The 19095-nt window shown below is 59.9% G+C and carries 16 protein-coding genes; 8 read left to right on the plus strand and 8 right to left on the minus strand.

The genetic code is table 11. The annotated features are described in order from the left end of the window. Window positions 1-239 precede the first annotated feature (239 nt). Both RBB49_RS18965 and RBB49_RS18970 read right to left on the minus strand, forming a co-directional pair. Window positions 240-902 carry a protein ligase gene (locus RBB49_RS18965; RefSeq protein WP_306144444.1) on the minus strand — a complete coding sequence of 221 codons (663 nt, stop codon included), beginning with the start codon at window positions 900-902 and terminating at the stop codon, window positions 240-242. Window positions 903-1125: 223 nt separating this feature from the next. Continuing rightward, window positions 1126-2037, minus strand: coding sequence for a LysR family transcriptional regulator (locus tag RBB49_RS18970; protein ID WP_306144445.1), 912 nt, complete (start codon window positions 2035-2037; stop codon window positions 1126-1128). A gap of 129 nt (window positions 2038-2166) precedes the next feature. Between RBB49_RS18970 and RBB49_RS18975 the strand changes: the two genes are divergently transcribed. From RBB49_RS18975 to RBB49_RS18990, 4 genes are all read left to right on the plus strand, one after another. Beyond that, window positions 2167-3138, plus strand: a complete 972-nt coding sequence (locus tag RBB49_RS18975) for an SDR family oxidoreductase (protein WP_306144446.1) — start codon at window positions 2167-2169, stop codon at window positions 3136-3138. Window positions 3139-3417: 279 nt separating this feature from the next. Then, window positions 3418-3900: a YHS domain-containing (seleno)protein gene (locus tag RBB49_RS18980; RefSeq protein ID WP_306144447.1), complete on the plus strand. Its 483-nt coding sequence runs from the start codon at window positions 3418-3420 to the stop codon at window positions 3898-3900. An 84-nt stretch (window positions 3901-3984) separates the two neighbouring features. Continuing rightward, window positions 3985-4755, plus strand: a complete 771-nt coding sequence (locus tag RBB49_RS18985; RefSeq protein WP_306144448.1) for a response regulator transcription factor — start codon at window positions 3985-3987, stop codon at window positions 4753-4755. After that, the gene (locus RBB49_RS18990) at window positions 4752-5891 is read left to right on the plus strand and encodes a cell wall metabolism sensor histidine kinase WalK (protein WP_306144449.1); all 1140 of its coding nucleotides are present in this window, start codon (window positions 4752-4754) and stop codon (window positions 5889-5891) included. Before RBB49_RS18985 ends, RBB49_RS18990 begins: the two co-directional genes overlap by 4 nt. Window positions 5892-6061: 170 nt before the next feature. On the opposite strand, the gene RBB49_RS18995 is transcribed toward RBB49_RS18990, so the two are convergent. Together RBB49_RS18995 and RBB49_RS19000 are read right to left on the minus strand one after the other, a co-directional pair. Further along, complete coding sequence (locus RBB49_RS18995; RefSeq protein WP_306144450.1) at window positions 6062-7609, minus strand: permease; 1548 nt, start codon at window positions 7607-7609, stop codon at window positions 6062-6064. Further along, entirely contained in the window at window positions 7606-8403 is a 798-nt protein-coding gene (locus RBB49_RS19000; RefSeq protein ID WP_306144451.1) for an ABC transporter ATP-binding protein, read from the minus strand. The genes RBB49_RS18995 and RBB49_RS19000 overlap by 4 nt, the downstream gene beginning before the upstream one ends. 365 nt (window positions 8404-8768) lie before the next feature. On the opposite strand from RBB49_RS19000, the gene RBB49_RS19005 reads away from it, so the two are divergent. Beyond that, window positions 8769-9689, plus strand: a complete 921-nt coding sequence (locus RBB49_RS19005) for an OmpA family protein (protein WP_306144453.1) — start codon at window positions 8769-8771, stop codon at window positions 9687-9689. Between the two features lie 78 nt (window positions 9690-9767). Here the strand turns inward: RBB49_RS19005 and RBB49_RS19010 are convergent, their stop codons facing one another. The 3 genes from RBB49_RS19010 to RBB49_RS19020 form a co-directional block, all read right to left on the minus strand. After that, window positions 9768-10916: a pyridoxal-dependent decarboxylase gene (locus RBB49_RS19010; RefSeq protein WP_306144454.1), complete on the minus strand. Its 1149-nt coding sequence runs from the start codon at window positions 10914-10916 to the stop codon at window positions 9768-9770. Between the two features lie 302 nt (window positions 10917-11218). Continuing rightward, the gene (locus RBB49_RS19015) at window positions 11219-13360 is read right to left on the minus strand and encodes a methyl-accepting chemotaxis protein (RefSeq protein WP_306144455.1); all 2142 of its coding nucleotides are present in this window, start codon (window positions 13358-13360) and stop codon (window positions 11219-11221) included. Between the two features lie 176 nt (window positions 13361-13536). After that, window positions 13537-14454: a LysR substrate-binding domain-containing protein gene (locus RBB49_RS19020; RefSeq protein WP_306144456.1), complete on the minus strand. Its 918-nt coding sequence runs from the start codon at window positions 14452-14454 to the stop codon at window positions 13537-13539. A 95-nt stretch (window positions 14455-14549) separates the two neighbouring features. Between RBB49_RS19020 and RBB49_RS19025 the strand changes: the two genes are divergently transcribed. Together RBB49_RS19025 and RBB49_RS19030 are read left to right on the plus strand one after the other, a co-directional pair. Further along, window positions 14550-16064, plus strand: a complete 1515-nt coding sequence (locus RBB49_RS19025) for a trimethylamine methyltransferase family protein (protein WP_306144457.1) — start codon at window positions 14550-14552, stop codon at window positions 16062-16064. Further along, complete coding sequence (locus RBB49_RS19030) at window positions 16051-17226, plus strand: mandelate racemase/muconate lactonizing enzyme family protein (RefSeq protein ID WP_306144458.1); 1176 nt, start codon at window positions 16051-16053, stop codon at window positions 17224-17226. The genes RBB49_RS19025 and RBB49_RS19030 overlap by 14 nt, the downstream gene beginning before the upstream one ends. Window positions 17227-17260: 34 nt before the next feature. Here RBB49_RS19030 and RBB49_RS19035 read toward each other — a convergent pair whose 3' ends face one another. Further along, the gene (locus tag RBB49_RS19035) at window positions 17261-18238 is read right to left on the minus strand and encodes a GlxA family transcriptional regulator (RefSeq protein ID WP_306144459.1); all 978 of its coding nucleotides are present in this window, start codon (window positions 18236-18238) and stop codon (window positions 17261-17263) included. A 138-nt stretch (window positions 18239-18376) separates the two neighbouring features. On the opposite strand from RBB49_RS19035, the gene RBB49_RS19040 reads away from it, so the two are divergent. Further along, window positions 18377-19078 carry a GntR family transcriptional regulator gene (locus tag RBB49_RS19040; protein ID WP_306144518.1) on the plus strand — a complete coding sequence of 234 codons (702 nt, stop codon included), beginning with the start codon at window positions 18377-18379 and terminating at the stop codon, window positions 19076-19078. The last annotated feature ends 17 nt before the right edge of the window (window positions 19079-19095 follow it).

A 19095-nucleotide genomic window follows, 5' to 3' on the forward strand; every position in this document is an offset into this window, starting at 1 on the left:
CCCAGGATCCGCTTACGCACAACCCGTTGTGAAAGCTGCAAGGCATTCAAATTGGTATATATTTTTTACCAATCTGGCAATAGCTGCGATTTTACGAGACGGGTGTCGAAACGTCGCACGCGCCGTTTCCTCAGGCGGTCAACCAAAGAGGCCGAGTCTTGAGTGAGGGGCAGGTCTTGCATTTGCACGTTCGCACAGCCTCCGCTCCGCCGCATCCGGGCGTGGATTCTTCCGGGTTGCTAAACCTGGTCCAGAAAGGCATCGCTGAGCGCTGCGACGAAGTTTTCCCTGCCGTAGCCGGCCGGAAGGCTGGCATGAGCGCCGGCGTCGATCCTGCGATCCTCACCAAGCAGAGACAAAAAGCGGTTGATGGCGCCGATGGCATCGATGGAAACCGGATCGATCAACATGATCGCATGCGCAAGAATAGCGCTTCTTTTCCTGTCCGCCTTGCCTCTTCGAATGCGCATTGCGGTTCCGGCGAATTTCCGGTTGTTCAGTTGAACATTGAATTCACCGTCGCAGAAAGCACCCGGTTGCCAGCCCCTGCCTGCGCCCGCGCCGAGCGCCTTTTCGATCGGCGTGCACAGGCGGTCGTACTCCCGCTTCAGGTCGACGGGCTCTCCCGGCTCCGTCGCATAGACATGAGAGACATTGAGAATGCCGGTGCCTTGCGGGGTCACGTCTCCACCGGTGCTGCGCAGGCTGACCGGCCAGCCGTCCGCTTCCAGCGCAATCGCCGCACGCTCAAAGCCGGGCTTGCTGCTCAGGCTCTTTGGTGCGACCAGGCATTTCGGACTTTCCCAGAACCAGAGATGCCGGCGGCCGGGATCCCGGCTGACATCCTCAAGGAGGTCCATTTCCCTGGCCAGTGCCTCTGATGCATCCAGAAAATCAATCAAGGGTCACCCTCTGCGCCGCCCGAACCCAGGCTGGATCAGAGCACCTAATCCAACCCTCTGGCAAATACAACAGCGGCAGGCAGAAACTGTGCAGGTGATCCGGGCCTCCGGGCCGTTTGTTCTTGAGCTGCCACGTGGCCTGTTTCCTTGTGCGCCGCCTGAACCGTGACATGCAGGTCCGTGCAACCTTGCTTTCCGCCGCTAACCCGCTCCGGCATGTCCTTCAGGAAACGGCATTCAGACCATCAACAGTCCGGACACGCTCCGCCACGTGCGTCACGAAACTCGAAATCCTTGCCGGAACGATGACCGAGGGTTGCCGGACAGCATAAAGCGGAAGCTGGCGCTGCGAATAATCAGGCAGGATCGGTACGACGTCACCGCGCGCAATATGACCGGAAAAAGCCCAGAGCGGACCAGTATGAATACCAAGTCCGTCAACAACGGCCTTCACGGCTGATCGAACCGAGTTGATCGCAACACCTCCCGGCGCGCGTTTGATGTGAACAACGGTTCCGTCCGGTCCCGTCAGTTCCAGGGGCTGCTGCCGGTTGCCCGGTGAGAAGAAAACGTGGTCGTGATGTGCCAGTTCAGCCGGATCGACTGGCGTCCCTCTGCGCCTAAGATACTCAGGCGAGGCGACCAGCGTACGCGGCACATCCGCCAGCTTTTTCGCGATCAGGCTGGAGTCCGGCAGGTTTCCCGCCCGAAGTGCAACGTCAATGCCGGTTTGGGCCAGGTCGACAAATCCACTCGCCAGTATCAGGTCGAACTCAACGGCCGGATACTTGCGCCGATAGTCGAGAAGCCAGTCCGCGACAAACTCCTGGCCGAAATCAATTGCCGACGTCACACGCAACAGGCCGCCGGGAACAAGATCCTCTCCGCTGACTTCCGCTTCCAGTGCGTCGAGTTGATCAAAAATCGGCGACAGGCGCTCATAGTAGAGCTGGCCTTGCGCGGTCGCGGTCGTGACGTTTCCGCTGCGGTCCACAAGCTTTGTGCCAAGCCGTTTTTCCAGTTGGGTGATCCGCCGCGAAATGCCGGACGGATCCTGGTTCAGGGCGCGCGCGGCGGCCCGGATCGAGCCGAGCTCAACAACCTTGAGAAATGCAACTTCGCCTGCCTTCTTCATGCGAGTGTTGTAATTTCGTCTACACCTGAATGTCAAATCGACGACTGATGTCTGCTTTTCCGATCACTTAGGTTCATTCCGGCGAATGAAGAAACCGGAAGCAAAGCCGGGCCTCTCAATGGAACGACCATGCCTATCACAGGAGGCGGCCGGAACACGGGCCACTTTGCGGCATTCGTCACACGCACCGCCATCTCGACCGATGGCGACCTCAACACGTCCAAAAAAGGAGACATTCAAATGATCACCGAGAGCCATTCCGTATCGCGCCGGTCCGTTCTGACCGGAGTGGGTGTTGCAGCGCTGGCGGGCGCAGCAGCAACAAGCACAAGCGCCGAGGCAGCGGCTTCAAAACCGCTTGCGGGCAAGGTTGCCATTGTTTCCGGTGCACGCAACAACATGGGACGTGCCTTCGCAGTCAATCTTGGTTCCATGGGTGCCGATGTCGTGGTGCATTATCACCGCGCCGAAACCCGCGACCAGGCGGAAGAGACTGTCCGCCTGGTCGAAGCGGAAGGCGCGCGTGCGGCCCTGACAATGGGAGACCTTGGTCAAGCCGAGAACGTTCGCGCCATGTACGATACGGCTGAACGGGCCTTTGGCGGCGTTGACATCGTGCTCAACAACGCCGGTGCGATCCTCAAAAAACCGTTGGCCGAGTTTTCCGACGACGAGTTTGAAAGACTGGATGCGATCAACAACAGGGGCCTGTTTTACAGCCTGCGCGAAGCTGCGCTGCGCGTGCGCGACGGTGGCCGCATCATCAACACAGGCACCTCGCTTCTTGCCGGTGCCGCGCCAGGTTACACGATCTATTCCGGTACAAAGGCGCCGGTCGAGGAATACACACGCATGCTGGCAAAGGAACTGGGCGCGAAACGTATCACCGTGAATTCGTTTGCGCCCGGCCCCGTGGACACCCCGTTTTTCCATGGACAGGAAACCGAACAATCGGCGGCCTATGCCGCACGGTTGTCAACAGAGCAGCGCCTGGCGCTGGTCGAGGACATCGTGCCCATCGTCGCCTTTCTCGCAAGTCCCGAGTCCCAGTGGGTCAACGGACAAACGGTCTGGATCAACGGCGGCTACCTTACCCGATGATCTGAAGGTTTCCGGAAGGCACCGGACATTTGAGGTCTCGCGGGAGCGGGTGTTCCACAGGTGAGGAACGGCATTTGTCTTGCCGGCGAGGCAATGAAAATCGCCTGCCATTGAACACCCGCTGCCCATCACGACGGGCCTGCGCGCGATCCTAACCAAAACCTAACGCGGCACAAACCGGCTCAAAACCCCGCTCAATTATACCGGATGTCCTGGGAAGGCGCGCGGAAGCGCGTCTCCTTTCGAGGTTGTCGAAACACAGATCCAAGGACGTAACCAATGAAGACCTACGGAACGAAAATCGCGGCGGTTTCCATGGCAATGGCCATGAGCCTCATGGCAAGTCAGGCTCTTGCCGTTGACGAGCACTACGTCGATGGCGGTGCTGTCGTCGGGGGAACCGACGTTGTTGCCTATCACACCGTTGGAGCGCCAACGCCGGGATCGTCGGAATTTGCGTCCGAGTATCAGGGCGCGACATGGCACTTTGCCTCTGCCGAGAACAAGGCGCTGTTTGATGCCGATCCTGCCAAATATGCACCGGCCTATGGCGGTTGGTGCTCAGCCGGCGCAAGCAAGGGCAAGAAAGTGCCGACCCAGCCCGACCTTTGGGCCATCGTTGACGGCCAGCTTTACCTCAACAGCAGTCCGGCAGCCCACAACAAACTCTTTCTCGCCGACACAGAGACCGTGATCTCAAAAGGCGAATCGAACTGGAAAGTGATTTTCGCAACGTCCCGCGAAGCGCTGCTGGCAGAATAGGCTTCTGCCCCGTGCGCCGGCTTGCTCCCAGGGCCGGCGCACATCCAATCAACTTGCGGTCTCCGGATCGTTATTGGACGGACAATGCAAACGAATGCACCCTGCCATCCGTTGCAATACGCGTCCGGGAGGGTGGACGACATCGCTGCCAGAGCCAAAATTCTTGTGGTCGAAGACGACGAGAACATTCTCAATCTTTTGAGCGCTTATCTTGAAAGTGCGGGCCATGACGTGGAAGAGCACCAGGACGGCCTGATGGGCTACAAGGCGGCTCTGACGGACACGTTCGACATGTGTATCTTCGATGTCATGCTGCCGCACAGAACCGGGACGGAGATCGCCGAGGCCATGCGCTCCCAGGGTTCGTCAACACCCGTCCTGTTCCTGACGGCGCTCGGTTCAGAAGCCAATGTGCTTCAGGGCTTTGCGGCCGGGGCGGATGACTATGTCGTCAAACCCTTCTCACCACGCGAACTCGTGGTCCGCATTCAGGCAATCCTGCGCCGCAGCCAGGCGGCCGGGGCGTGCCTTGAAGAGGTGGTCGAAGCCGGCCCGCTGAGGCTCGACCTCGAACAGCCAACCTGCGAGCTGTCCGGTCAAACCATCGCACTGACGCCCTACGAGCACAAGATTCTGCGGCGTCTTCTCGAGCAACCCGGCAGGGTGCTGTCGCGCGGGCAGCTGATCACGCTTCTTTATGGAAACGACGCGGCGGTCGGGCCGAAGGCAATCGATGTGCATGTCCACAATCTGCGCACCAAACTTGGCGATGAAACCGGAGCAATGATCGAGACAGTGCGCGGATTTGGCTACCGGTTTTCACCCGCGATGCGCCCGGGTCAGATGCTGTCGTGAAGCACCGCCTGCACAGGATCCCGTGGCTTACGCTTCAGATAATCGCGGCAAACACCGCGATCGTTCTGATGCTGGGAATTGCGTGGTACTGGCTTTTTCTGGGACAAAGCACGACCTACTCCGACCGGCTGATGTCAACATTCAACATCGAACCGGGCCAGGTCCATGCCATGTTCGTGGACGAGGTTGAGCGTCAACTCTGGACAAGTATCTCGATCGGGCTGGTTTTTGCCGTTGCTGCATCCATCGGGGTGACGCTTCTGATCGTCCGCCCTCTCGGTGTGCTTGCCCGAACCACAGACAGGCTGCGCCAGGGCGATTACAGCGTGCGCGCAAAAACACAGTCGGGAGAGGTCGGGCAGCTGGCAGATACGGTCAATGCGCTCGCAGCGGCACTTCAGCGGGAAGAGGAGCGCCGCGCACGATATCTTGCCGATCTCGGACATGAATTGCGGACGCCGATCACCAGTCTGCGCGGCTATACCGAAGGCCTGGAAGACGGTGTTTTCCAGGCTGATACCAAGTTCTTCTCGCTCATGTCGGATGAGCTCAATCATTTGACGACCCTCACCCATTCCATCGAAGCGCTGGAACTCTCTCCCGACGACGAGGACCCTGAATGCACAGGTGCAGACGTGGCGTTCGTATTGGAAGACCTGCGGCGCCGGTGGCAGACCCAGTTCCGGGCAAAGAGCCTTCAGCTGTCGGTGGATGCCGATGAACCGTGCCCCGACAAACGTATTGCACTCTCGCAAAAATCCCTGCGGCACATCATCGATAACCTGATGTCGAACATGCTGAGATACGCCGATGCGGACACCGACTGCCGCGTTGTTGTTTCAAGGCACGGGCCGCAAGGATTTGAAATGGTCTTCAGCAACGGCGCAAGGGACTTGCCGGCGCAGGATGTGCCCCTGCTTTTCGATCGTTTTTTTCGCGTCTCGCACAGCCGGACCCGGGATCGCGATACGCATTCCAGCGGGCTTGGACTGTCCATTGTGAAGCAGCTTTGCCTCGGAAGCGGTGGTTCGGTTCATGCCGAGATCCATGAAGGCAGATTGAGCTTTGTCGTCCGGCTGCCTCTCTTGGAAGCAGGGCCGGCCCGGGGGCCGATCGTCTCCCGGGCGTGCAGCTGAGCCTTGGTCCCGGGCCCCGCTATCGTGAACCGCTCGAGACGAGGGTCGGCTTTTCGTCTGACCTTGAGTTCGGATCTTCCCGTTCGCTCACAAGAATAAGGTTACAGCAGCTCCAGCCCAGCGCCGTCCGATTGCGGCGCCGATGGGCAAAATCGCGCGATCCGATCCCCTCAGGCGTTTGCGCTTCGCTTCGGGCGAATGCTCCAGGAGATCGCAATCACGGTAAACAGCAGGACAACGGGCAGAAGCGCCAAGGGACTTCCCGCTGCGACAAGCGCGGTGCCGGCCGCACAGGAAATGGACGCTGCGGCCTCCGCGAGCGTTGAGGCCTTCGAAGCGACCTGCCTGCGCCGGAAGTTTGTGCGCTTGGCCTGGGCACGAAACCAGAGCTGAACCAGGATTGCGCTTGCTGCAGCCGTCATTGCACCGGCAAAGGTCACCAGTGCGCCCCACACCGACAGGAGGGCCATGCACAGCGACATCGGCAGCACGATTGCAGCGACAAGCGTCAGGACCGACAACACTTTCGCCCACAGGCGTGTAAAATCAGAGATCGGGGCCGTTGCAATCAGATCGGGTGCATCTTCACCGGAGATGGTCAGCCAGGCGAGGCCGCCGGCAAGCTGTCCGACCGCCATGACGATAACGGGTGCGATGATCACGGAAATCTCGGTGTTCTCGCCGAAACTGACCCACAGCATGACAGCCGGAGGTATGAGGTAGAGAACCTGCATGAGTGTCTGGGACACAAGCCAGGGGTCGCGGGCGATCAGCGTGAGTTCCTTGTGTACGAGCGCGCCGAGCGGTGCATGGCCGCGAAAAGCCCGTCCCGATGCCCGGCCACGCGGCGTCCTTTCCGTGACACCGAGGGCAGAAACGACAATACGGCGAAACTGGACCGCGCCGCACCAGGCTCCCCCGGCAAAAAACAGGACGGAGGCTGCGAAGAACAGAAGCACGGCGCTTGTCTGTCCGGCGACCGCATGCGCGGGGAACCACCACGGCGAACCTTCGGCCGGCGCATGATGTGCCAGGAAGGCGGGATCGAAAAGCACGAAGCGGGAGATTGACCCGAAGGACAGGATCGCAACCACCTGCATCCCGATGAGGAAGGCCGCACCGACAACGGCAGCGAGAATTTGTGCATAGAGGCGTGTGCGCTGCGGGCCAACCATGCGGAACAGCGCGAGCGTGATCAGCACCCCTGACCCGGTTGCGGTCAGCGATACGGCCAGGAGAACCGCATATCCCGACAGCCAGCGTTCCCCGCCGAGCACCACGGCAACATTGAGGAATGGAGAAATGACCAGCGCCGACATCACCCAGCTTGTCAAAGCCATCATCACGATGCGCACAAGAAACAGGTCACGCGAGGGCGCGGGCGAAGACAGGATCAGGTCAAGGTCGTCACGGGCGTAGAAAGCGCGCGTAACCGACTCCATCGCCTGCGACAGCATCATGGTGAAGCTGAGCAGAACCGTGACCGAAAGCATTGCGAGCGCGGTGTGATCGAGAACAAATCCTGAGCTCAAATGGGGTGAAAGCACCGCATAGGCGATCAAGTGCATGATCGTATAGAACATGCTCATGCCGATCAGCGCACGCCGCAGGCTCGTGTTGCGCCAGCCCGAAAACATCCAGGCCCAGTCCCGCCAGGCGAGCCGCAACTCATGCCGCGAAAAGCGCAACAGGGCGGAAGGTGCAGCAATCGCACTCATGCGACTTTTTCTTCGAGGTGATCCGCTTCGCCCGGCTGCGCGCCTCCTTCGCTGTCACCGCCCACGATTTCAAGGAATATGTCCTCAAGAGAATTTCCATCTGCGCTTGCCCGTTCGCGCAACTCTTCGAGCGTTCCTTCGGCCACAAGCTTACCCCGCGCGATAATCCCGATGCGGTCAGCCATGCGCTCCGCAACCTCAAGGATATGCGTCGTCATGATGATCGACACGCCCTGCTCAACAAGACCGGACAGAACCTTCTTCACCTGCCGCGCAGATCCGGCATCCAGTCCGGTGAGCGGCTCATCGAGAATGATCAGGCGCGGTTCGTGGATCAGGGCACCGGCAAGCGCCACTTTCTGGCGCATGCCCTTGGAGAACCCGCCGCAGCGTTCATTGGAATGAGGGGCCAATCCGAAGGACTCCAGCAGCGTATCGGCCCTGAAGCGGGCGTGATCCGGTTCCATGCTCCAAAGGCCGGCGACGAACTCAAGATACTCCAGCGGTGTCAGCTTGTCGTAGACCATGGGTTCGTCCGGAACCCAGGCCAGGACCTGCTTGGCGGCAATCGGGTCCGCGAAAGCATCAATGCCGCAGATCCTCACGGCGCCCGCATCGGCCTCCAGCAAGCCGGCCACCATCCGCAACGTCGTCGTTTTGCCGGCGCCGTTGGGACCCAGCAACGCGTAGAACTCACCTGCACGCACCGTCAACGAGAGGTCGTTGACAGCCGGTTCGCTGAAGCGCTTGTGCAGATTGAGAATGTCGAGGGCAACGGGACTGGCGGACGGCATCTAGCTCTCGTCTACAGGGGGTTTCCGCCAGCATACCGGAGGGACCTTTCGGTAACGTAAAACACGGCAATGTGCGACGGGCTCCGGTTCTGCCGGCGCGCGCCAAGGTCCAGCCGGCATCACGACAGCCGCGCAAGTGATACCCGTGAAATAGAGCGCCTGTCCGGTTCGGTTCTTCACACAACGCAACCAAGTCTGCGCGGGCACGGACGTTCTATGAAGACAAATTGTCATCTGTTTTCTTCAAGACGCAAGTATCTGACTCTGCATTATCTTTTCTCAGCCGGCTTTGTACCGCCCTTGAACCGGGGAAACCGTGCCCCCATGTGACCGGCATTAAGTTAGTTTATTTTTGGATTGTTAAAATGGATTGGAAAACAGAGCTTTCTTCGCGCTGGGCGATTGCGCCCGTGCGGTCGTTTTCGGGTGGTGAAATCATCACCGCCGGATTTTACCACTACAAGCTGCGCAACAGGGACACCAACGACGTCTGCACGATCGCGTTTTACGGGATCGGCGGAGGCCTGTCGGTCGTTCCGGCAGCCTATTCTGAGAACCTCAGGTACTACTACAAGAACCTGCGGTCGAAGCGCCCGACCAGCTTCCAGGATCTCAATCTGCGCCGGGCCCAGCTGGTCATCGGCTCCATCCAGGCGCTGAGCGGGCAGAACGCATCGGGTTTCGTGCTGAACATCCTCGATGGGTATTCCGGCTACTCCAAACCGCTCATGGTCTACAAATCGATCAGCGGTTCGGGCGACTTTGGCTATGAAGACAGCATAGGCACACCGACCGCCGGCATCGATATTCACGACGGTCTCATCCACGTGAAGTGGGATGAGGTTGAACGCGGCCTGCCCGACCACGATGACCCGATCGCGCCCGAATGGAACGACCCGGTGATCCCTTACGAAGATCCGCCTGCCCCGCCGCCCCGCGGCAAGAAAAAAGTGCGTCTGGAGGCAGATGTGCTGTTCGGCTTCGACCGTCACGATCTGCGTCCGGAAGCCATATCCCGGCTCGGGGCGGTCGCCTACGAGATCAACAAGCGCACAGCGCCCAACGTCACGATCGAAGGACATGCCGATTCCACGGGCAGGCCCGGCTACAACGAGCGGCTGTCGCGCCGACGCGCCGAAGCGGTCAAGAACTGGTTTGTCAGCAAGGGTGTCTACAACGCGCCCCGTTTTTCTGTGGTCGGCAAGGGCGAGGAAGAGCCGGTCGCCGACAACAAGACACCGGCCGGCCGCGCGCAGAACCGGCGCGTCGAGATCACGATCGAATAGGGGTGATGCCAGAGAACGGCATCGCTTCTTGCACTCGACGCCGGTGAAAGACGAAGTTCGCTTCTCGTAGGTCCGTCATCACCCCCGGCCTGCGAGACCGGCGTCGATGCGCAACCAGATAGCGTCCAGATCCGCGTACATGTTGGCGGCGACCTGACGAACCCAGGCTTCTCCGGCGATATTCGTGCGCGAGGCAACGGGGCCCAGCCTGGACAGAATTTCCTCCGTTGATGCTTTTCTCGGACGCCAGTTGAGAACACCGGTTTCAGGCACCTGTTTCAGCTCCGCGCGCGGGTCAGCGGCGAGCCGTGCAGCCAGTTTCTCCGACAAGGCCATCAAATGCTCGATGCGCCCGGCAATGCCTTCATGTCCCCAGGCGAGAAGCGTGCCGAGAAGCGCAACACCCGAAGCACCTCGTGATCCTTGAACGCCAACGTTAGGCGCTGCGAGGTAGGAGCTGCCGAAGCTGATCGTTTCCTGCGCCTTTGGATCCTTGAAAAGGATAATCGCGGAGTCCTTTGGCTGGAACAGCCATTTGTGCGCCGACACCGAAACGCTGTCCGCGTGTCCGGTACCCGAGAGCCGGTCGGCGTATTTCGTCAGAAGCATTGGCCCGGCCCAGGCGGCATCCACATGCACCCAGGATGGGCCATCATTGTGATGCCTCTGGCTGCCCGCAAGACCCAGATCATCGATCACACCCCGGCCCGTTGTGCCCGCGGTCAGGACAAGAACGGCATCTTTCAGGTCCGACAGGAGACCAATGTCCATGCGGCCGGTTTCGGTGACGGCGACACTTTCGCACGGAAGACCGAGAATGTGGGCACTCTTGGGTATCGAGACATGGGCGTCGGCCGAGGCGACCACCCGCTTTGCGCCGTGTTCGCGCGCGCACCAGAGCGCGGCAAGGTTGGCGATGGTCGAGCCGGCGCACATGTGTCCGGCATTCATTCCGAAAAACGGCGAGAGCCATTTGACGACCAGATCCTCCGCCTCGGTCGCAAACGGGCTCAGGTCCGGATGCAGCAGGTTCTGGTTGAACTCCGCGTTCAGCCCCGCCAGACGCGCGGCGACTCCGGACGGAGCCGGATCCATATGGGCGAAGGCATCGGGCCGGTCAAGTTGAGCCGAGCGCGCCCGCACCCAACTGCTGACCAGCTCAAAAGCAGCCGTGTCGCCTATGCCGCGCGCAGGGATCTCGTCGTCAAGGGCAATTGTTTCTGACATGTGATTTTTTCACAGATCCCGGGCCAACAAATTCAACCCATTTTTTGCAGTTTCGCGTCGTGTTTGCGAGCAATTTCTACATCATCGCGACAGCCTGGATTATGCCCACCGGGCGACCCTCAGGTTGGCTATGCAGCGCCGTCGCGCGGTACAAAACATGTCGCTCTCGCCGGCAAGGGGATTATCGGCAGGTGCGTCCAGGAACTGTATGAGCGGCGCCTGCGCGTGTACACACGAAAACGGTCTGTTGCCCTGAATGGGGAACGTGTCCGCAAACGACGCTTCGAAAGGGCTGCATGTCCTCAGGCGGCGGCGACCTCGTTCAGGAAAGCCGCGACCGCGCCGTTGAGCGTCCTGAGTTTTTCCGATGCGTTCCTTGTGGCCTCGTCAACGATGCAGGCGGAGTCGGATGTCGTCTCGACGGCGGAGTTGACGTTGGACATGTTTCCGCTTGCGGCGCTCGTCCCGCTCGACGCTTCGGCAGCACTGCGGCTGATCTCGCCCGTCGCCGCGTCCTGTTCCTGCACGGCCGCAGCGATGGTCGCCGTGTTCTCGTTGGCCTTGATCATGATGTCGGCAACACCCTGGATCGCGTTTACGGCCTGTTCCGTGGCGGTCTGGATTTCGGATATCTGATTGGAAATGTCGTCCGTCGCCCTGGAGGTTTGTGTCGCAAGTTCCTTGACCTCGGCGGCGACGACGGCAAACCCCCTGCCCGCTTCACCGGCCCGCGCAGCTTCGATCGTCGCGTTGAGCGCAAGCAGGTTCGTCTGTTCGGCGATCCCCTGAATGAGATCGATCACCTCGCCGATGCGCGCGGAACCCGACGACAGCATCTCCATCTTTTCGGTGCTGATCCTGGTGCGGTCCGTGGCGTCGGCAATCACCTTGGATGTCTCTTCGACGCGGCGTCCGATCTCCGAAATCGAGGATGACAGCTCTTCAGTTGCGGCGGCCACGGTCTGGACATTGCCCGACGCGCGGGTTGTCGCGGTGGCTGCATTGGCAACCTCACCGGCTGCGTTGCCGGCCGTCTCCATCAGTTCCGAGGCATTTGTCTGCATGTCAGCCATCGAGGCTTCGACACCGGAAAGAAGTTCCGATGACCGATCCCTGAAACTTGCAATGAGGGACTCGACCCGGTGCTGACGTTCGCTGCGCTGCCGCTCTTCCTCTTCGCGCGCCCGGGCAAGGCGCGCCTGTTCGGCAACGCCATCCCGGAAACCGGCGATCGCTGAGGCAATTTCACCGATCTCATCCTTCCGGTTTGCCTCGGCGAACGCGACATCGACATCCCCGCCTGCAAGTCTGACGGCGCTTTGAACCAGCCTGCCGACAGGCACCGTGATCGCGCGCGCTGCAAAAAGACCAACACACGTCATGATGACCAGAATGATCGAACAGATGACGGCGATCTGAACACCCAGCTGCCTGGCCGGAAGTTGCACTTCGGATGCTGCTTCAACCGCGACAACGGCCATTTTCGTGCCATGAAACTCAAGCGGTGCGGAGGCTGCAATGAAATCCTGGCCGCGGAAGCTGTCAAGATGCCCATGGCCGACGTTTCCGGAAAGGGCTGCATCAACAATATCACCATCCAGTCGCGCCTGCAGGATATCGTTTTCATCGGGCGTCTTATTCGAATCGTTCCGGAACAGTCTGTCCGAACCGACCAGGATCGCCTCACCCGTTTCGCCGAACCCGGACGGGTCCGACATGACGGCGTTGATGTTGTCGATCGGCATCTGGAAAACAAGAACGCCAAGCGTTTCTATGCCGTTCCTGACGGGCATCGATATGAAACTCGCAGGCGCGCCTGCGCTCGGGGCATAGGGCTTGAAGTCAAAAAAGTGGATACTTTCGCTGTCCCCGTTCAGGGCGGCACGGAAAGCATTGCCGAGATCGGTTTCGCTGTATTCTCCGGTCATGAGATTGGTTGCATAGTCCAGTTCCTTGAACACCGTGTAGATCAGCGAGCCATCGGGCGAGAAGAGAAAGATGTCGTAATAGCCGCGTGTCTTGAGCATCTCGCGAAACCAGCCGTGATAGCGTTCGTGGACCACGTCATAGGGTGTGTTTCCAGCGCTCAGCAGGGCATCCTTTTCCCCGAGCGGATGCGGATTGTCATGAATATAGGCTTTCTGGAGAACCCGCCCCGGATTTCCGTCAATCGTCTGCCACGCGCTCTCGAAATCGAGAAGGGCGGCGCTGACAAAAGGGCTCGCCGCAGTCACGGTGAGGTCCATGCCGATACCTTCAAGATAATTCTTGAGGCCCGCAGCACGGGCGCTCGCCAGGGCAGTCAGCCGTTCATCCGCCTGTTTCTCGATATTCGATACGCTGAACCAGTAGCCCAGCGCACCGACAAAGATGGCGGCAAAGACCGAACAGCCCGAAATAATCGCGGGCAGGCGAAAGTTCAGCTTTGAAAAATTGAAACTCATCTCACGATTCCAAGTTTTTGTCCTTATTTTTGTTTTTCTATTCTTTTTATTTTCAAATAGTTAATGATTTTATATTTGTTTTTACTGCTTCAATACTATTAATGATGCAATTTGCGCAAGAGCAATTACATACACAAAATCTGCAATTGGACGGAGGCCGCGGCAGCTGCGGCCATTCACTTTGCGGGTCGCCGGTTGCCGGCTGCGGAAATGAACCAGTCCCTGACCCGCTGCGCATTCTCGCTGAGCGGACGCGCTTTCGACCAGACAAGGTAAAACCCCATACCGGTGTGCCAGCTCCATTCCGGGCGCGCGCTTAGCAGATTGTTGGCGACTAGGTCGGCGGCCAGATGGTTCCATCCGAATGCAAAACCTTCACCCGAGATTGCGGCATTCAGAACAAGGGCGTAGTCGTTCAGCCTGAGGCCCGACGGCGGGATCGTCACCTTGCAGTTCTGTGCCTCGAACCAATCCTTCCATCCGGGCCGTTCGCGCACCGGCTCCTCCAGATGGATCAGCGTCGCGGCGACAATGTCTTCCTTGCAGCCGAGACCGGTTCTTTGCATCAAGCCCGGACTGGCGATCGGATAGATGACTTCCGGTGCGATCAAAAAGGCATGACAGCCCGGCCAGTGCCCGTCTCCGCGCCGAACGGCCAGGGAAATGCCCTCTTCGTCAATATCCGGTTCCCGGTCGCTCGATTGAAGACGCAGGTCGATTTCGGGATAGAGATCGCGCAATGTTCTGAGGCGCGGCATCATCCAATAGGTGTTGAAGGCCGTCGATGCGCACAGGGTGACAATCGCGTTTCTGGCTTCCGACTGCACGGCGCGGGTCGCTTCGAGAATCTGGTTCAGCGCCTTCGACACCTCGGCATAGTAACTTGCCCCGACCGGCGTCAACTCGATCTTCTTGTGCGACCTGAGGAACAACGGCGTGCCAAGGGCCTGTTCGAGCTGTTTGATTGCCGCACTGACTGCCGGCTGCTGAACATTGAGCTCCGATGCCGCCCGGGTAAAGGATCCATGGCGTGCCGCCGCCTCAAAAATGAGAATGTAGCGCGGAGATCCAACGATTTTCCAAAGGCTTTGCATAATGTCAGTTTATGCAAAGCCTGATTTTTTTCAATCGTCACAAGCCGGATCGCGCGCACTAGCCTTGACGCATCGGACCTGTGAAAGGCAAGCCCATGGCCAGACGCGCACGCGCTGCGCGCGGACGCAGCGCGACTAGTAAACCGGACGCTCCGTTCATCAGGCGCGTCCTGCCTGACATGAACCTCCTTGACGAAGAACAGGTCGTGGCGCTCGAAGCGCAGGTCGACTGGATATTCGAAGAGGTCGGCGTCGCCTTCCGCGACGACCCCGAGGCCTTGCGGATCTGGCGTGAGGCCGGTGCGCGGCTCGATGGCGATCTCGTGCGCGCAGACGCCGACTTTATCCGCACGCTTTGCCGCGAGGCACCTCGCGAATTCACACAAGTCGCGCGAAACCGGGAAAGGTCGGTGACGATCGGCGGCACCAATCAGGTGTTCGCACCGGTCTATGGATCGCCCTTCGTGCGCGACCTGGAAGGCGGACGCAGATATGGCGACATGGCGAGCTTCGAGAAACTCGTAAAGCTCACCTACATGCACCCCTATCTGCATCACGGCGGTTTCGTGACCTGCGAACCCTGCGATGTCCCGGTGTCGAAACGCCACCTCGACATGCTGTTCGCCCACATGACCTTGAGCGATAAGCCGCATCTCGGGGCCATCACAGAAATGAGCCGGGCCGAAGACAGCGTCGCCATGGCCGAGATCGTTTTCGGGCGCGAGGTGATGGACAGAGAATGTGTCATCATGGGCAACGTCAACACCAACTCGCCACTGCTGGTGGACAAGGTGGTGAGCGAAGCCGTGCGCGTTTATTGCGGACGCGGACAGGGGATCGTTGTCGTACCGTTTATCCTGTCCGGCGCCATGGGGCCGGTTTCAACGGCGGCCTCCATTTCACAGGCCATGGCGGAGGCGATGATGGTGTGCGCATTCTCGCAGTTGATCCGGCCGGGCGCGCCTTTTGTCCTCGGTAACTTTCTAAGTTCCATGAGCCTGAAGAGCGGAGCCCCGACATTCGGCATGCCGGAGCCGGTCGTCTCCAACTATGCCATCGGACAGCTCGCGCGCCGGGCGGGATTGCCGCTCAGATGCGGCGGCTCGCTGACCGCATCGAAAATCGAAGATGCCCAGGCCGCCTATGAAAGTGCCGACAGCATGCATTCGACCATGCTGGCCGGAGCGAACTTCGTTCTGCATGCGGCGGGCTGGCTGGAAGGCGGGCTGTGCACGGGGTTTGAGAAACTGATCATGGATGCCGACAGGCTTGGCTCTTACCAGAAGGTCCTTTCGGGCGGTCTCGATACGTCGGATGAAGCATTTGCGCGCGACGCCTACAGCGAAATCGGACCGGGCGGGCACTTCCTCGGGTCGGCACACACCATGCGGAACTACCAGACAGCATTTTACGAACCCCGGCTGTCGGACAGCGAAAACGTGGAAAGCTGGGAGGAAGGCGGATCGAAGGACATGCGCCAGCGTGCATTCGAGCGCTGGCAGGCCATGCTGGAGGAGTACCAGCCTCCGGCGATGGACCCAGCGACACGCGAAGAACTCGAAGTCTTTGTTGCACGCCGGAAAGAAGAGCTGCCCGATGCCTGGTATTAAGATCACCGGCCTCAAGGCAACGCCGGTCAACATCCCCCTGGAAAAACCGATGTGGTGGACTGGCGGCCACTATCCGGGCACGTCGAAAACCATCATCGAGGTGCAGACCGACCAGGGCCTCACCGGCCTCGGCGAAGCCCCGTCCGTTGATGTTCTGACGACGATCCGGCACATGGGCGAGCGGTTGATCGGCGCGGATCCGCTCGATATCGCCGGATGCGAAAGCCTGTGTGTTCCACCCTGGCAGATCGTGCAGAACACCGATGACAGTTCCGTCGTGAAAGCGTTCGGCGCGATCGAGATTGCCTTGTGGGACCTGCGGGGGAAGGTGTCGGATGAGCCGCTTTACAAGCTGCTCGGCGGGGCCGTGCGCAAGGAAATCCCGTTCACCGAGTATTTTGCCTTTCGGGCCGGCGGCGAAACGAGCCCCGGGGAGATAGCCGACTATTGCCTGCGCATGCGTGAGGAGCACGGTGCAACCATGTTCGAGGGCAAGCTGATCCTCGGAGATCCGAAGCTCGAGATCGATACGGTCAAGGCCCTGCGCGCAGCACTCGGGCCGAACGACATGCTGCGGCTGGACAGCAACATGCAATGGTCGCTGCCGAGTGCGATCCGGATCTTCCGGGAGATCGAACCCTACGATATCCGCAACTATGAAGACCCGGTCGCGACCTTCGAGGAAATGGCGGAACTGCGCAAACACTCCTCGATCCGACTGTCAACGCATGTTCCGGACATCCGCCGCGCCGTCAGCCTGGGAGCACCGGATTACATCGTAACCAATTTCGCCGTGCTGGGCGGCATTGCCCGGACCGTCCGGTTCATCGGCGCCTGCGAGGCAATGGGCGTCGGCTTCTGGTGTTACTCGGGAGATGCGGGCATCGCCACTGCAGGTTACCTGCACATGTCGGCGGCAATGCCCTGGATCACCGAACCGAGCCAGTCCTTGTTCCGCTGGCAGGTCGGCGATGTCATCGAGGGCGGTCCCTTTCGCCAGACCAATGACGTGATTGCCGTGCCCGAGGGTCCGGGGCTTGGTGTCACCCTCGACCGCAGCGCCCTCGCCCACTGGCACAGGCACTTCACCGAGAACGGGCCTCTCGATCATTTTCATGATCCGGACATGCCGGGCCGGTTCCGAAGACTGCCGCTGAATTGAAACGCCCGCCAGGCAGCACCGCCGCCTTTCCGGCTCACGCCATCTGGTGCACCGACTGGGTATCCTGCGCGAACACCCTCTGATTGTGCGGGGTCACGCCAAAGCGGTTCTGATAGGTGCGGATAAAGTGCGAAGGCGACTCGTATCCGCAGGCGAGCGCGATTTCCGAAATGGATTGTTCGGTCTGCAGCAAAAGATTGCGCGCCTTGGTCAGCTTCTGATTGATCGCAAATTTCTTCGGCGACATCTTCAGGTGTTTCTGGAACAGCCGCTCCAGCTGGCGTGTCGAAATGCCGATACGCCGGGCGATCTCGGAAGTCGGCATGAAGAACGGTGCGCTTTCGTTCAGAAGACGGATCGCCTCCGCGATATGCGGATTGCGGATACCGTAGCGGGCCTGAACCGAAATCTGTTGCGTTGCATGTGCCGGACGCACGCCCGAATAGACCATCTGATCGGCGATCGCCATCGCCAGATCAAGACCATGGGTTTCCCCGATCAGGTGCAGCATCAGGTCGGTCGCGGCGGTTCCTCCGGACGCGGTCACAAAGGCTTCGTCGGCGACAAAGACATTTCGCACCAGTTCGACCTCGGGAAAGTTTTCCTGGAAGCTGTCATGAAAGGCCCAGTGCATGGCTGCTCGCCGGTTGTCGAGGAGGCCTGCCTTGGCAAGCACGAACGCACCTGAACAGAGCGCGCCGATCCGGGTGCCGCGCGCACGTTCGCGGCGAATGAAGGAGAGGACTTCCGGGGAGGCACGTTCGCCCACGTTGAGACCGGAAATCAGGAACAGGCTGCCACGCGGCGGAAGCGGATCAAGACCCTGATCCACCAGGGTGACGGTGCGGTTGGAACAGACCGCGCTTTCCCCCGACGGCGCGACCAGACGCCATCGGTAGAGCTCCTTGCCCGACAAAAGATTAGCAATGCGCAACGGCTCGACCGCGCACGAAAACGCAATATGGGAAAAATCGTCCAGCAAAAGAAAGCTGACGTCGGTTGTGCGGGACATGTCGCTTTTCTCCGGCCTTTGTCGCCTCCGGTTCATGAGCCTCGGCAACGCCTTTGTATAATTCTTGTGTTGCTATTGTATTCATCATGTATACAAACAGGTCAACAAAAATCGGTCGGGGAAGGTGTCATGCCCAATGTGCGCGGCAGCGCTAAGTCGCTCGCCTATGAAGATCTCAAACGAGCCATCCTGACACTCGACCGGGTGCCGGGAAGCACGCTCGAAGAAGGCGAGCTGTGCGACCGGTACGGCCTGTCGCGCACTCCCTTGCGCGAAGTGCTGCAGCAATTGGCCGGCGAAGGTTTCGTGGTGCTGCAGCAGAACCGCGGCGCGCGTGTATCCGACATGACCCACTATACGCTTCGCGATTTCTTCCTGGCAGCGCCGCTCATCTACAGCTCGATCCTTCGTCTTGCCGTTCAGAACGCCAGACCGTCCCAGATCGAAGACCTGAAACGGGCGCAGGAAGCCTTTCGCACGGCGCTTCAATCGGGCGACACCACCGAGCGGGCGCTGACCAATGACCTGTTTCACCGCATCACCGGTCAGATGGCCGGCAACAGCTACCTGCTTGCCAGCCTCGACAGGCTGCTGATCGACCATACAAGAATTGCGATGACGTTTTTCAAGCCGAAGTCGGGTGCGAAGGAAGACCGTCTCGCGCTGGCATGCGCCCAGCACGACGAGATGATCGCCTGCATCGAGAACGGCGACGAGGACCGGGCCGCAGAGCTGGCTCTGGAGCATTGGGCACTGTCACGCGACCAGATTGAATTGTTCGTGATGCCGGACGGGCTGGAAGCACCGCTTGGTGTCCCGCCAAAACAGAAATCCGCATGAGGACCTTATGACACCCA

Origin of the sequence: Roseibium sp. MMSF_3412, from assembly GCF_030733265.1 — a bacterium.
Lineage (GTDB): Bacteria > Pseudomonadota > Alphaproteobacteria > Rhizobiales > Stappiaceae > Roseibium.